Genomic DNA, 13,300 nt, shown 5'->3' on the forward strand with positions numbered 1-13,300 from the left:
CCAGTTGCGCCAGTTGCGCCAGTAGCACCAGTTGCACCTCTTGGGCCTCTAGGACCTCTTGGGCCATGACCATGACCATGACCACGTGGGCCATCGTTAGGGGCGCAATCGTTATTGTTGGAACCGCTGCTGCTATTGCTGCCGCTGCTGCTATTGCCGTTCAGCAATTGCTGGATAAGCTGGTTCAGTTGATTCAGGGCATTGTTGGTGGTGTTGCCAGAACCATTGGAACTGCCATTGCCACCAGTGGATGGATTATTCTGGCTGTTTTGGCCACCTTGGCTATTTTGATTTCCCATGCTGTTAAGCAGGGAGACCAGAATGTTCAGAACACTTCCGATAACTTGCTGAAGCTGCTGGTTGTTACCATTCAAGGCAGAACCAGAGGACGAATTGTGACTGCTTGAACTTCCCTGACAAGTGTTACAGGACGATCCTGTCCCGTGCACCGTCGAGGTGTTGTTGTTGATTCCGTATAAGGACATTATTTGATGCTCCTTCGTTTCATTTGAAGATACGGCCGAAGTCATTTCAGCCGGTTTTTTCATCTACTGGCGGTGCACATGACCATTAACGGTGCTCAGGCGTGCGTTCCAGAATCCTTTCAGGAACAGAAGTCATGAGAGCCTCCAGCAAGACAAAATCGTTGTATGAGCAGTGATATTTTTGGGGGTTTGCAGCTCATTTAAGTTGCATTGGAGTATGGGGCAGGCTTTTCTGGCTTGTTTCCCTGTCAGGGATGAGTGAGCTGTAACACCTTACAAACGGTTCGTAAGGTATTCCCCTTCCACTTGTCTGAAAGCCAATAGGGGATTTTGCCAGCACTGCGGATAATGGCTGGCATGACTAATAACAGGCGACTGACGCTATGCAGCTTCCTCACAGTATTAATATGGATGATGAACTGACCCAGGCCGTTTGGCGTTTCAATTTCAGACCTGACACGTACCTGCACTCAAGTTGGCTGTCGGCGATGGAAGAGGGTGCAGTGCTTGCCGCTATTGGCGGGACGCAACGCGGCGCTGGCAGGTTGGCACAGCATCTGCTCACCCGTTTGGGGGTCGCGGAAAATGTTTTTTTTGATTTTCGCAGCCCCCTTGCCCAGATTGCCTTGTGGAATGGGGAAGACATTGCCCGTCTGGCAGAACAGATTGGTGCAACCCTGTATTGCTCCCTGGTAAAACGGGTGATTGCTCGTGATGACATCATACGTTTACGGCATGAACTGGGTGAGGATTTGTATGCCTTCATGCACCAGCGTGCCCCCGCTCTGACCCACAAACTGGGCAAGCTGCCGGTGTTGCCACGCAACTTGCCCCTGCGCCAGCGTATCATCCTGACGGGTTTGTTATGCCTGCACTCTGCATTCAGTCGATTTCCTGCTGCCTTCTGGAAACGTTTGATGTTCAAGCTGGATCGGGACTGGTATATCCAGTGGAAGCGTTATGCCAAACAGGGTGTTGTTCTGGAAGCCGTTTCTGGGGAATGCGCTGTGCTGGCGCAGAAAGTTGCCATCGAAATCAAAATGAGTGTCGGACATGACGGGAAAATTCTTTTCAGTTAAATCGCTCGGCTCACCGCTGGGTGCTGACCAGCGCGTGGTGAAAGCGGCTGATTACGAGCAACTGGTGCAATACGAAACGCTGTTGCAGCAGTTGCAGGAACGCCACCAACACAGTGAAAAGGTTATGTCGGCGGCAATGGGCAAGTCCATCCAACGCGGTATGGCGCAAGGCATGGAACGTGCCAATCAGAAAGCGGCAGAGCAGATGCTGCTGTTTACGGCAGCGATGGATGATTACCTGCAACGGGTTGAGCAGGAACTGGTGGAAGTGGTCATTTCTGCTGTGCGGCGTGTTTTTCACAGCTTTGACGATGCCACGTTGGTGCAGCAAGTGGTGCAGTCGGGGATGGAAATGGTGAAGGGCAGCCGCAAGTTACATATCAGGGTACACCCTACCGTGCAGGTGGAGGTGGAACAGCGGCTGGAGGCTGTCCGGCAACGTTTTGCCCATCTGGAAGTGATTGGTGATGGCGACCTGAATGAGACAGACTGTATCCTGGAATCCGACATCGGTATTGTCAATGCCGGTTTGTGGGCGCAACTGGAGGTTATTGAGCAGACTCTGCGGGGGTTGGTTGCGCCTCCTGTTTGATAATGATTTCCTTCATTTTTTCCAGCTTGAGGTTGGCGGCACGTGATTGCTGTCGTGCCTGCTCCACCTGTTTTTCGGCATCCGTCACCGCTTGCTGGGCCTTTTGCAGTTCCTGACGCAGGTGTTCTTCCTGCAAGCGCAACTGTTCGAGCGTTTCCTGATAGGAATGCCAGGAGGTGGTAGCAAATGGTTTGCTTTGCAGGTCGGCAAACAGGCTTTCCTGCTGTTGTAAACGCCAGCGCTGGAACTGGTATAGGGTGGTTGCCTGTTTGTCCAGTTCGGTTTGCCAGTTTGTCAGGTTATGGCGAGTGGCTTGCAGTTCGACAAAGCGCTGTTCCATGCGCCGCTGACGGAGTGCTTGCAGTTTTTCCAGACTCATCGGTTGTTACCCGCTTAGTTGCATTAACAGTTGTACTGTCTGGTCGAGTGTCATGTAGTCGTCAGGGGCTTGTTTGAGGAAAACCTTGATCGCGTCCATTTTGCGGATGGCTTCGTCTGCCAGCGGGTCGGAACCGTGCTGGTATTCCCCGACACGCAGCAAAAACTCAACTTCCTTGTATTTGGTGAGCAGGTTGCGCAGGTGAGAAGCGGCGGTGCGGTGTTGTGGCGAAGTCAGGCGCGGCATGATCCGGCTCAGGCTTGCCAGTACATCAATCGCCGGATAATGGTTGGCGGAAGCCAGATCGCGTGAGAGTACGATGTGCCCATCCAGTAGCGAACGTACTTCATCGGCAATCGGGTCATTCATGTCGTCGCCTTCGATCAGGACGGTATAGAACGCCGTGATCGAACCTCGGCTGGAATTGCCTGCGCGTTCCACCAGTTTGGGCAGTTCGGAAAAGACTGAGGGTGGATAACCGCGCCGGGCAGGGGCTTCCCCGGCTGCCAGACCAATTTCACGCTGGGCGCGGGCGAAACGGGTGAGTGAATCCATCAGCAGCAGTACCTGTTTGCCCTGATCGCGGAAGTATTCAGCGACCGCAGTGGCAACATAGGCAGCCTTAAGGCGTTCGATGGCGGGGCGGTCGGAGGTGGCAACCACCAGAATGGTTTTTTCCATACCCTCTTCACCGAGGGATTCTTCAATGAACTCGAGCACTTCGCGTCCACGTTCGCCAATCAGGGCGGCGACGTACACATCCGCATCCGCATGTTTGACCAACATACTGAGCAGGGAGCTTTTGCCCACGCCAGCACCGGCGAAAATGCCGATCCGTTGCCCAACACCGCACGTGACCAGACTATCCAGTGAGCGTATGCCTAGCGACAAAGGTTCCATCACTCGTCCGCGTGCCAGTGGGTCTGGCGGGTTGGCGTAAATCGGGTAACGTTCTTTCAGTAACGGTAACACGCGCTCGGCATCTTCCTGGATGTTGCCCATCCCATCCAGTACGTGGCCTTTGAGGGCTTCGCCGACCGGGACTTCCAGCACTTTGCCGGTAGCGGATACCTGAGTATGGGCAGAAACGCCCTGCATGTCCCCAATGGGAGCCAGCAAGGCAATATTCTGCTCAAAGCCGATAACTTCAGCCGGAATTTCGCGCAGTTCGCCGGGGTTGCGCAACATACACAATTCGCCCAGTTTGACACGCGGCACAATCGCTCGTACCACTGTGCCAGTGACTTGCACAATACGCCCGTGCAAGACCAGCGGTTGGCAGTTTTCCACAGCAAAGCGTAACCGCTGTGTGGATGGCAAGCGGGCAGGCAGTTGTTCAAGGGGCAGGCCGGGAATGTTCATGTCAGGCGAATCTCCCCGGCTGGTTGCAGGGATACGTTTGCGGTCAGTTCCTGCGGTGACATGACCGGGATGTCAGCAAATTCAGCCGCAATATGACGGCGCAAATGGCGGCGCAAGTCCAGACCGGTCAGGATCACGGGGCGGGCAGGCAGTTGCTTGTCTTGCTGCGCGGCTTCCAGTTCCCGCAACTGGCGGGAAAGGTTTTGGGTGGTTTCTGGGGTAAAGGCGAAAAACACACCGCCGGGGCTTTGCCGCAGGCTGGTTTGCAACAGTTTTTCTGTTTCCGGTGCCAGCATGTAAACAGGCAGGATGCCCGTGCCGTTGGTAAAGGTGTAGGAAAGCTGGCGTTTCAGGCTGATGCGTACCCGTTCTGCCAGCATTCCCAGATCTTTTTCGGTTTCGCCATATTCTGCCAGTGTTTCCAGAATCTGCCGCAGGTCGCGGATGGAAACGCCTTCGCTGAGCAGGCGGCGCATGATGTCAACGGACTTGCTGGTGGATACAACCCGCTGGGCTTCACGTACCAATTCCAGATAACCAGCTTGTTCCAGTTTGCTGTACAGAGCGTGGAGTTCCTGTATGCCGATGAATTCAGCAGAATGTCGGTGTAATACAAACAGCAAGTGACGGGTAATGGTCTGGATGTTGTCCGGTGCGGTTTGCCCGGTGGACACCAGATTACCGTTATCTGACTGTCCAGTTGTGGTATTGCCCGGCAGGCTGGCAGGTTTGAGCTGGCCCTGGGCAACCGGGATGCCGCGCACGGAAATGCGGTAAGTATCAGGTGCAAGCTGGCTGGTCAGGCGCAGGCTGATACCGGGCAGAGGAACGCCAAGATTCAGATACAGGTTGCGGCGGGTACTGGTGAATTCCTGATTGAGTGCTTCCAGTGAAAACAGGGTTTTAACCTGTTCAGGCAGTTCAACCAGCGCTGGGGATAGCGGCTGCATGTCTTCCTGTAAGCGCTTGTTTTCCATCTGTGCCAGTTGAGCCGTTGCAGGGGCGTGGCTTTCGTTGGCGATCAGGGTGGTTACTTCGGCAGCAGCAAACTCCTGACGTGTCTGTGCCTTGCGCAGGGTTATGCCGGTAAAAGCCAGCAGACTGCCCAAAAACAGGAACACGGTGGTGGGGAAACCGGGTACTGCCCCCATGGCAGCCACAATGGCGGCGGCTGCCAGCAGGGCACTGGGTTGCGCGAGTATCTGTTTACCGATGTCGCTACCGAGGTTGCTGTCATCATCAATGGTCACGCGGGTAACGATAATACCGGCAGTGATGGAAATGAACAGGGCAGGAATTTGTGTGACCAGACCGTCACCAATGGTGAGGATGGAATACAGTTGCACCGCAGAACCCATGTCCATGCCGTTTTGCATCGTCCCGATCGACAGGCCACCGACGATGTTGACGATGATGATGATCAGACCGGCAATGGCATCACCCTTGACGAATTTCATCGCGCCATCCATCGAGCCATACAACTGGCTTTCCTTTTCTAAGCGTTCACGCCGGTGGCGGGCTTCTGCCAGCGTAATGACGCCCGCCCGCATGTCGCTGTCGATGCTCATCTGTTTGCCGGGCATGGCATCCAGCGAGAAACGGGCGCTCACTTCCGAAATGCGTTCCGAACCCTTGGTGATGACGATGAACTGGACGATGGTAATGATCAGGAATACCACTAGACCGACCACCAGATTGCCACCTACCACAAATTCGCCGAAGGTCTGGATGATCTTGCCTGCATCAGCGTGCAACAGGATCAGGCGGGTTGAAGCAATGCTCAATGACAGGCGGAACAGGGTGGTCAGCAACAAGACAGATGGAAATGCTGAAAACGACAGTGGTGAAGGAATGTAGATGGCCATCATCAGCAGCAGGATGGAGATGCCAATGTTCAATCCCAGCAGTATGTCCAATACTAGGGTGGGGATGGGCAGTACCATCATGAAAATGATGGCAACCAGCAGGATGGCAAGGGCTATGTCGCCGCGCTGTGCCAGACGGCTGGAAAAGTCCTGTAAAGCGGTAGCTTGCATTCAGGCTTCCTCGTTAGGGTTTGACTGGCGTGACGTAGAGTGTCCGGTCGCTCAGGGCAATGATTTTTACCTGTTTGTCAGCCGTGCAATCCATGCCTGACAGTTGCCATGTCTGGTTATCCAGACGGATTTCACCTTTGCCATCGGTAATGGGGGTGGTCAGGGTAATGATTTGCCCGATGAGCTGTTTGCCAGGGTATTCGGTAAACGGCTTCTTCAGGGCGCGGTAAATGTCGGCAAGGTACGGAGCCAGCAGTACGGCAACAATCACCAGCGGAATTTGCCATCGCCACAACCCGTCAGGGTTCAGCAACAGTAACAGGCCGGTGAAGCCTGCACCCATTCCCAGCCATTTGTCCCACTCATCCATGAAACGCTTTTTATATTGGGCAACCGACTGGTTGCGTTGCTTGATGCGTTGGGTTGCCTGAAAAATGGCGTAATGCAACTGTGCCTGCGGATTGGATTGTCTAAAACCCTTCCACATGCCTTGCAGGCGGGCACGTGGAGAGCTGTCTTGATTTTGTTGTTCCATAATACAGCCATTATAGGTGCGAGGGGGAACAGGCTACAGGACACCTATCGCGTAATTGCTTGCGTTTGTCTTGTCAGGGCGATTTGGCAGTTTTACGCAAGGCGTCAGCAATTTTCGGGATGGTGGATTCAGGGATGTACTGGTCAATCTTGCCTTCGTCCGCCAGTTTTTGTGCCAGAGTCGGGTCGCTGACGATGGGGACATGTTCTTTCTGGGCAATTTCAGCCATTTTGCGTGCCATGTTGCCTTTGCCGATGGCAACGATGATGGGCAGCGGTGTTTTGTCCTGCTCGTAATGGATAGCGATTGCCAGTCCCATGTCCAGCACCAGCAGGCGTGAGGTGCGGATACGTTTCTGGATGTCCTGTTCCGCCATTTCCCGGCGGATGCCTTGGCGTGCGCCGCGTACATGCGGGTCGCCGAACTGTTCCTTGAATTCCCGCTTGATCTCTTCCTTGGTCATGCGTTGCTGTTTCATGAACTGGGCACGCTGGAACAGGTAGTCAAGTACCGCCAGTGCAATCAGCACTGGCAACAGGTACAGGATCAGCCTGCCGAGCATGTATTCGGTGATGTCCTGCTGGCAAGCCACATGGCATTGTTCGATGGCGTGCAGCAGTTCTTTCATGCCCATACGCAGCACAATCAGCAACACCAGGCCAACAATCAGGGTTTTGGCGAGTGACAGCAGGGTTTGCACCACTTGGCGCATGGAAAAAATCCGCTTGGCTCCTTCTGCCGGATTAATCTTTTCCGGTTTGGGCATGATGGGGTCGAGGGAAAACAGGAAACCAAACTGAAGGATATTGCCCAGAATTCCGGCAATCACCAGAAACATGGAAAACGGGATGGCCCAGGTGAACAGGGCGTCCACTAGGATGGTTTCGATGGCGGCAGGCAGTGTCTGATGGAAGTCCTTGCCCAGCAGTTGTGGTGTTACCAACAGCATGGCCTTGAAGGATTCCACCATCGAGTCCCAGCTTAGCCACAGGTAGAGTGTGGCAAACAGCAGCGTCAGGGTGGCAGGGATGTCATTGCCGCGCGGTACTTGCCCCCGCTTGCGGGCTTCGCGGAGCTTTTGCGGGGTGGCATTCTCGGTTTTTTCGCTGGAATCACTCATCGCATCAGCTTATCCAGCAAGGTCAGGCTATTGCCTAGTTGCAGGAACTGCCCCTGGATGTATTGGGCAATGAACAGGACATACAGAGCCAGCACAAAGAAGGTCACACCGGATTTGACCGGCATGGCCTGCATGAAAATGTTCATTTGCGGCAGGAAGCGCCCGATCAGCCCCGCACCAATGTCTATCAGCAGAGTGATGCCGATCAGCGGGCCTGCAATCAGCACGGCGATATACAGCAATGCATCCAGTTGTTGCAGGAAAAAGCTGACGACTTCCTGATTGATGACCGGAAAAAAATTCGGGATAGGCCAGGTCTGGTAGCTGAGGAACAGGCTTTCCAGCAGCAGCAGGAAAGCACCGGATGCAAACAGCAAAGCAATCATCAGGTTGGCCAGCAGACTGCCGATCGGGGAGGTCATGTCCTCGGTTGGTTGGGAAAAAAACACCGCACTCATGGCACCCCGTTGGGAGTCCATCAGGAATCCGGCAGCCTTCACTGCCCAAAACGGGATGCTCATGGCGTAGCCCAGCATGAAACCCAGTACACATTCCTTGACCACCAGCGTCAGGATGGTCAGGAGGTCGAGTTCGATGGGGCGGGTCTGCTCATAAGTCAGGGGTAGCAGGAACAGGGCAAGAATGATGACAATCCCGTTGCGTAACTGGGCAGGCAGAATGGAGGACGTGAGTGCTGGCAACAGGGCGAATGCCACAATCACACGCGGGATGGTTAATCCCCATGCAATCAGCCAGTACTGGATGTCGAGTGGGTTCATCTAGCGATACCGGATGAGCGGAATCTGTTCAAACAGGTTGTTGGTAAAGGTCATCAGCTCTGGCCCCAGCCAGCGCACAGTGGCAGCTAGGGCAAAAATGATGGCAACCAGCTTGAAGCCATGTGGCAAGGTCTGTTCCTGGATGGAAGTCAGTGCTTGCAACAGGCCGATGATCAGGCCGACGATAGTGGCAGCAGCAATGGCAGGCAGTGACAGGTACAACACCAGCTCCATCGCTTGCGAAGTCAGGTGGACGATTTGCTGGGTGTCGTTCATGGCTGGTAACTCAGGATAAGCCCGTGCAGCAGGCGTGACCAGCCATCGACCAGTACAAACAGCAGCAGCTTGAAGGGCAGGGAAATTGTCATGGGCGACACCATGATCATCCCCATGGAAATCAGGATGTTGGACACGATCAGGTCAATCACGATAAACGGCAGGAACAGCAAAAATCCCACCTGGAAAGCGGTCGTCAGCTCGCTGACCATGAATGCCGGGGTCAGCACCAACAGATGGTCGGTGGTCATGTCTTTGGCGTATTTTTCCGGCCAGAGTTTGTGGGCAGTCCGACTGAAAAACTCGCGCTCACTTTCACTGGAATGCTGGGTAAGGAACTTGCGTAAGGGGTCGCTGCTGGCTTTGAGGGCTTCTGGCAGTTGCGGATTCTGGATGTCGCTGATCTTGATCTGGTAGCCGTTGAAAATTTCATGTGTTTCCATTGCCACCGGCGCCATGATGTAAATCGACAGGATGATGGCGATGCCACTGATGGCAAGGTTAGGCGGCTCCTGTTGCAGGCCGAGCGCACTGCGCACCAGATGCATGACAATGACCAGTTTGATGAAGGAACTGGTCATGATGGCAATGAATGGCGCTAGCCCCAGAATGACAAAAGCTATCGCCAGTATGATGGGATTGGCAAAAGTGGTTTCCACGGTTTAGCCGCCTTTGCCTTGTTTACCAAACAGTTTGAGGATGCGTACCCCGACTCGCCCGTTGATGTCTACCAGCTCGCCGCTACCGACCAGTCGGTTGTGAGAGCGGATTTGCACCAGTTCCGGCAGGGACGCGGACAGTTCCAGAATATGACCGGGGCGCAATTGCCGTACTTCGTTGAATGAGAGGGTCTTTTCCCCAAGGTCGAAGGACAGTTGCACGGGAAGCTGGGCAATATGGTTGATATTGGTTTTGGTTTCGTTGTCTGACATGGCATTCCACTCGCTTGTTATGGTTAGTGCATTTTTATCGGTAGAGGTGAAACGGGCTGAACAGCCAACACCGGAATCAAGGCGCAGGCGGATGATGCCGTATTCGTGGAAAGCGGCATCCGGCAACAGCAGGATGTCCGCCAACTGCAACTGGTTGATTTCCGCCATGCTGAAAGACTGGCGGCTGATCTCGAAATGGACGCTGGTGGTGTGGGCATCCCAGTCCTCGTTTTCTGTTGAAGGCCATGCCCGCAGGCGTTCCTGCAAATGTGGGTACAGTTGCGGGTCAATCACCAGCAGGCCGCTAATGCTGGCATGGACTGTTTGGGTTGCAGGATCGGTTTCCTGCATCTCGAAACCGAATGGCAGGGTGTATAGCGGGGTATTCGGTTCGGCAAACAGCGATTGCAGGCTGATGCGTAGTTGCAGGGCGCGTTCTGCCTGTTCCAGCAAGGGAGCCTGACTGCTCTCGATCACGCTAAGAGCAAGGTTTTCAGGCAGTTTTTCCAACATGCCATCTGGCAGCAGTTGGCGGATGCGTTCTGGTTGTGGCCAGGCAGACAGCCATAATCCAGCGGTGGTATTGCCCAGACTGATGGTCAGACCGATAGGGCATTGTGCCAGGGTCTGGATGGAGCCAGGCAGCAGACGGAGGCTGATCAGCTTGCCGTTTGCCAACGCAAAGCTGTGAGCCTGTGTCTTGTTCATTAACAGGTTATTAAGCCGCACAGACGGCACATCCAGCTTGGGGATGGGTAGCGGCTTTAGTGCGGCCTGCGAGTTTTTTATTATGACTGACATTGGCTCGCCATGCGGTGATAGGGGTTTCATGCGTAAATGTTAAGGGTTAATGCTGTCAGGTTCGAGCTTGTCTAGACAAGTGGGGGGTAATGCCTGATAACCCGTGTGAGGTGTTTTACAGGGGGAATTTCCGGTTTTTCATGGACTTGTTTTGATTTTTCCCGCTGGGTGGTCTTTTCCATACGCTTGTCTTGTTGCCGCTGGTAGTGCTCGCCTGAGTCGCTACATTAACAGCATGTATCGCTGAGGATTTTGACACGATGAGCTGGAAAGCTGCCTTGCTGGGTGCGGTTATGTGCGCCGTTGTTTCCCTGCCCTTGTCTGCGGCATCACTGCCGTGGGAGGGCGGTGTTTATTCGCATTTTTCCGATCAGGAGCCATTGAGTGAGGTGCTGAAAACCCTCGCTGCGTCACAGGATACGCCCATAGTGGTCAGCCCTGCGGTCAAGGAAATCGTCAGTCTGAAACTGAAAGAAGTCACGCCCAAAGCCATGTTTGACGAACTGGTGCGGACATATGGCCTGATCTGGTATTACGACAAGGAGTCCTTGTACGTCTACAAGGAAGAGGAAGCCCAGACGGCTTCGGTTAGTCTCAAGAATCGCTCGCCGGAAGAATTTACCGCCACCCTGAAGCGGCTAGAAGTGCTGGATGAACGCTTCAAGTGGAATGTCTCCGAAATCGACAATCTGGTCTACTTCACTGGGCCTGAGCGCTTCATCAGTTCGGTGCTGGAACTGGCGCAGGTAACGGATACCCAGCGTCTGGCGCGGCAACGGGTATACCGCTGGACAGACCGTAACGGTGTCACCAATTTCAGTTCCGAGCAGCCTGTCAGTGCCAAGGCGGAGGAAATCGACGTTCAGGCTGAAAAAAAGCTGCCAGGGTTTGAAGTGGTTGATGTGGTTAAAAAATCAGGAAAATAAAGCATGACAGTACATCAGACCGTGTTTATTTTACGTGTCCTGCGTGGCACGAATGCCGGGGCGGCTGTACGGCTCAAGACAGGTTCGCTGGTTATCGGGCGCTCCATGAGCAGCGACATTATCTTGTATGACGAAGACATTGCCGACAAGCACGTGCAGCTCACCGTTACGCCCAGCGTTGTCACCCTCAAGCCACTGGTGCAGCCTGTGTTTGTGGGTGGGCAGGAGGTCGGGGTGGATGAAATCAGCTTGCCGCTTGCCCTGCCTGTCCGTGTGGGGAATGCCGAATTTGTGGTGGTGGATAGCCGCGCTGCCAATGACCGGCGTAGTGGTTCGGCATCGGCGACTGCTGCGGTTGGCAAGGTTGCTCCTGTCCATGCAGATGGGCAAGCATCAATATCTGGCGAGTCACAACCAACCGTAGCGCCACCGCTCGTCCGCAAGCCCGCCACCCGTAAACTGGCGCCTTGGCTAGGAATCGGTCTGGGTTTACTGATTCTGGGTAATCTGGTGTTTTTTGCCCCTCGTCTCCAGCCGTTTATGCAGGGAATGGGGCTGGGTTCTTCCAGCGAACAACAGGCTGAAGCCCTGATGCAAAAACTGGGGCAGGAAGACTTTGCCCTGCAACAACTGCCGGATGGTTCCCTGACGCTCAAGGGTTATGTGGATACGGTTGCCCAGCGCAGTGAGCTGATGCGTGAGGTGCAGAAAGCAGGCATCAAAGCCAACATGAGCATTTGGGCACAGGATGAGTTGCTGGATAGCGCTGAAATGATCAGCCGTACCTTGGGTGAGCCAGCCATCCGTCTGCGTGGCGTGCAACACGGTCATCTGCTGGCGGATGGCTTTGTCAGCAGTGACCAGGCATGGGAACGGATCAAAACCAGCATTATGGAAGATGTGACTGGGGTTAAGGACATTGCGGATGACAATATCCAGACGCTGGAGCGTTATCAGGCGACCTTTGCGCAGTTCATCGGTAAAAACGGTCTGTCCAACCGTGTCAAACTTTCTACAGAGAACAACGCGGTTATAGTGAAGGGCGAATTGACTCAAAAGGAAATTGAGCAACTAACAACCTTGCGGGAAGAGTTTATAAAAAGTTATGACGGGACAGTGCCGGATATTCTGCTCAAGGTTCGAGATGTCAGGGATAGCATCAAGCTGGCAATACGTAGCGTCAGTGTTGGCAAAGTTCCTTTCATTGTATCCAAAGAGGGAAAGAAGTATCAGGAAGGCGCCAATCTGGGCGAAAACTACTTCATAAAATCCATCAAGCCCGATTTCATTTTGCTGACCAGTAACGGCGTGGAAATTCCACTGTATTACGGCATTGAGGAGAACAAAAGCCATGTTGCAGATCGAACAAAACTTGAAAAATGATGCATCCGGTATTTACAAGGCAGAGTTGCTGGAACGCCTCGGCCAAGAAGCATCAACAGTCCGCTTTGAGCTGAACCAGGGTGTAGACCCGGTAGAATACGAAAAACTCAACCGCTTGTTGCAGGCATTGGAAGCCAGTGCAGAAGTGGTTGAGCAGGTGTGGTTCCAAAGCCACTAAGGTAAGTGTTAACGGAAGGCATTGAACGCATGTCTGCTCAGGAAATCATGATTCCCTCGCGTTTGGTTTTGAATCGGGAATTTTTCGGAGTTTATGGATGAATCATGTAAGGAGATATGACGATGGGTGATACAGCCGCTACTGGGGCTTCAACCTCGGCTAATTTGATATCTAGCTTTAGCCCTAGCGATATTTTGAGTCAATCTGAAACCCAGGCAAATGAAGCCATGCAGTTTCAGGCAAAGATGAGTGATCTGAACCGCAAGTTTCAGATGCACCGTGCCTTCTATCAGTTCCGGGATGCTATGTCTCAGGCTATCGCAGGCATTATGCAGAGCCAGTCACAACAATTGGGTCGTGCAGGCTAATTTGTCTCATTGATTTACTGTGTTTATGGAGTGATGCCATGGTTATCCATGGCATCCAGTTTGAGGGAG

At 53.7% G+C, this 13,300-nt stretch carries 16 protein-coding genes; 7 read left to right on the forward strand and 9 right to left on the reverse strand.

Annotated elements, in window-relative coordinates; all coding sequences use genetic code 11:
* Positions 1–65 precede the first annotated feature (65 nt).
* The 3 genes from B2U47_RS10750 (at position 66) to B2U47_RS10760 (ending at position 2,156) form a co-directional block, all read left to right on the forward strand.
* A complete protein-coding gene (locus B2U47_RS10750) occupies positions 66–407 on the forward strand; it encodes a hypothetical protein (protein WP_296675421.1) in 342 nt (113 codons plus the stop codon).
* Positions 408–892: 485 nt separating this feature from the next.
* Complete coding sequence (locus tag B2U47_RS10755; RefSeq protein WP_296675424.1) at positions 893–1,564, forward strand: SctK family type III secretion system sorting platform protein; 672 nt, start codon at positions 893–895, stop codon at positions 1,562–1,564.
* Positions 1,539–2,156, forward strand: a complete 618-nt coding sequence (locus B2U47_RS10760; protein ID WP_296675427.1) for a FliH/SctL family protein — start codon at positions 1,539–1,541, stop codon at positions 2,154–2,156. The genes B2U47_RS10755 and B2U47_RS10760 overlap by 26 nt, the downstream gene beginning before the upstream one ends.
* Here B2U47_RS10760 and sctO read toward each other — a convergent pair.
* The 9 genes from sctO to sctQ form a co-directional block, all read right to left on the reverse strand.
* Positions 2,113–2,535, reverse strand: coding sequence for a type III secretion system stalk subunit SctO (gene sctO, locus B2U47_RS10765; RefSeq protein ID WP_296675428.1), 423 nt, complete (start codon positions 2,533–2,535; stop codon positions 2,113–2,115). The genes B2U47_RS10760 and sctO overlap by 44 nt on opposite strands.
* A gap of 6 nt (positions 2,536–2,541) precedes the next feature.
* Complete coding sequence (sctN, locus tag B2U47_RS10770) at positions 2,542–3,897, reverse strand: type III secretion system ATPase SctN (protein WP_296675431.1); 1,356 nt, start codon at positions 3,895–3,897, stop codon at positions 2,542–2,544.
* On the reverse strand, positions 3,894–5,933 hold the full coding sequence (locus tag B2U47_RS10775; RefSeq protein ID WP_296675436.1) for an FHIPEP family type III secretion protein: 2,040 nt from the start codon (positions 5,931–5,933) through the stop codon (positions 3,894–3,896). Before B2U47_RS10775 ends, sctN begins: the two co-directional genes overlap by 4 nt.
* 13 nt (positions 5,934–5,946) lie before the next feature.
* Positions 5,947–6,468: an NfeD family protein gene (locus B2U47_RS10780; protein ID WP_296675438.1), complete on the reverse strand. Its 522-nt coding sequence runs from the start codon at positions 6,466–6,468 to the stop codon at positions 5,947–5,949.
* A gap of 73 nt (positions 6,469–6,541) precedes the next feature.
* Positions 6,542–7,588 carry an EscU/YscU/HrcU family type III secretion system export apparatus switch protein gene (locus B2U47_RS10785; protein ID WP_296675441.1) on the reverse strand — a complete coding sequence of 349 codons (1,047 nt, stop codon included), beginning with the start codon at positions 7,586–7,588 and terminating at the stop codon, positions 6,542–6,544.
* Positions 7,585–8,367: a type III secretion system export apparatus subunit SctT gene (gene sctT / locus B2U47_RS10790; protein WP_296675444.1), complete on the reverse strand. Its 783-nt coding sequence runs from the start codon at positions 8,365–8,367 to the stop codon at positions 7,585–7,587. Before sctT ends, B2U47_RS10785 begins: the two co-directional genes overlap by 4 nt.
* Entirely contained in the window at positions 8,368–8,643 is a 276-nt protein-coding gene (sctS, locus tag B2U47_RS10795) for a type III secretion system export apparatus subunit SctS (protein ID WP_296675448.1), read from the reverse strand.
* Positions 8,640–9,302 (reverse strand): type III secretion system export apparatus subunit SctR, encoded by a 663-nt coding sequence (gene sctR / locus B2U47_RS10800; RefSeq protein ID WP_296675453.1) that lies wholly within the window; start codon positions 9,300–9,302, stop codon positions 8,640–8,642. Before sctR ends, sctS begins: the two co-directional genes overlap by 4 nt.
* A gap of 3 nt (positions 9,303–9,305) precedes the next feature.
* A complete protein-coding gene (sctQ, locus tag B2U47_RS10805; protein ID WP_296675455.1) occupies positions 9,306–10,376 on the reverse strand; it encodes a type III secretion system cytoplasmic ring protein SctQ in 1,071 nt (356 codons plus the stop codon).
* Between the two features lie 260 nt (positions 10,377–10,636).
* Here sctQ and B2U47_RS10810 point away from each other — a divergent pair, with 260 nt between their 5' ends.
* The 4 genes from B2U47_RS10810 to B2U47_RS10825 all read left to right on the forward strand — a co-directional run bounded on the left by B2U47_RS10810 (position 10,637) and on the right by B2U47_RS10825 (position 13,231).
* A complete protein-coding gene (locus B2U47_RS10810) occupies positions 10,637–11,302 on the forward strand; it encodes a DUF4124 domain-containing protein (RefSeq protein ID WP_296675459.1) in 666 nt (221 codons plus the stop codon).
* Positions 11,303–11,305: 3 nt separating this feature from the next.
* Complete coding sequence (gene sctD / locus B2U47_RS10815) at positions 11,306–12,685, forward strand: type III secretion system inner membrane ring subunit SctD (protein WP_296675465.1); 1,380 nt, start codon at positions 11,306–11,308, stop codon at positions 12,683–12,685.
* Positions 12,654–12,863, forward strand: coding sequence for an EscE/YscE/SsaE family type III secretion system needle protein co-chaperone (locus B2U47_RS10820; protein WP_296675469.1), 210 nt, complete (start codon positions 12,654–12,656; stop codon positions 12,861–12,863). Before sctD ends, B2U47_RS10820 begins: the two co-directional genes overlap by 32 nt.
* 122 nt (positions 12,864–12,985) lie before the next feature.
* Entirely contained in the window at positions 12,986–13,231 is a 246-nt protein-coding gene (locus B2U47_RS10825) for a hypothetical protein (RefSeq protein ID WP_296675470.1), read from the forward strand.
* Positions 13,232–13,300: the final 69 nt, after the last annotated feature.

This window comes from Thiothrix sp. UBA5583, from assembly GCA_002425225.1.
GTDB lineage: Bacteria > Pseudomonadota > Gammaproteobacteria > Thiotrichales > Thiotrichaceae > Thiothrix > Thiothrix moscowensis.

Coding starts and splice junctions, on each gene's coding strand:
- B2U47_RS10750 (WP_296675421.1), top strand. CDS start 66: ATGACCATGACCATGACCACGTGGGCCATCGTTAGGGGCGCAATCGTT.
- sctQ (WP_296675455.1), bottom strand. CDS start 10,376: ATGTCAGTCATAATAAAAAACTCGCAGGCCGCACTAAAGCCGCTACCC.
- sctN (WP_296675431.1), bottom strand. CDS start 3,897: ATGAACATTCCCGGCCTGCCCCTTGAACAACTGCCTGCCCGCTTGCCA.
- sctS (WP_296675448.1), bottom strand. CDS start 8,643: ATGAACGACACCCAGCAAATCGTCCACCTGACTTCGCAAGCGATGGAG.
- B2U47_RS10785 (WP_296675441.1), bottom strand. CDS start 7,588: ATGAGTGATTCCAGCGAAAAAACCGAGAATGCCACCCCGCAAAAGCTC.
- sctO (WP_296675428.1), bottom strand. CDS start 2,535: ATGAGTCTGGAAAAACTGCAAGCACTCCGTCAGCGGCGCATGGAACAG.
- B2U47_RS10760 (WP_296675427.1), top strand. CDS start 1,539: ATGACGGGAAAATTCTTTTCAGTTAAATCGCTCGGCTCACCGCTGGGT.
- sctT (WP_296675444.1), bottom strand. CDS start 8,367: ATGAACCCACTCGACATCCAGTACTGGCTGATTGCATGGGGATTAACC.
- B2U47_RS10775 (WP_296675436.1), bottom strand. CDS start 5,933: ATGCAAGCTACCGCTTTACAGGACTTTTCCAGCCGTCTGGCACAGCGC.
- B2U47_RS10810 (WP_296675459.1), top strand. CDS start 10,637: ATGAGCTGGAAAGCTGCCTTGCTGGGTGCGGTTATGTGCGCCGTTGTT.
- B2U47_RS10820 (WP_296675469.1), top strand. CDS start 12,654: ATGTTGCAGATCGAACAAAACTTGAAAAATGATGCATCCGGTATTTAC.
- B2U47_RS10825 (WP_296675470.1), top strand. CDS start 12,986: ATGGGTGATACAGCCGCTACTGGGGCTTCAACCTCGGCTAATTTGATA.
- B2U47_RS10755 (WP_296675424.1), top strand. CDS start 893: ATGGATGATGAACTGACCCAGGCCGTTTGGCGTTTCAATTTCAGACCT.
- sctD (WP_296675465.1), top strand. CDS start 11,306: ATGACAGTACATCAGACCGTGTTTATTTTACGTGTCCTGCGTGGCACG.
- B2U47_RS10780 (WP_296675438.1), bottom strand. CDS start 6,468: ATGGAACAACAAAATCAAGACAGCTCTCCACGTGCCCGCCTGCAAGGC.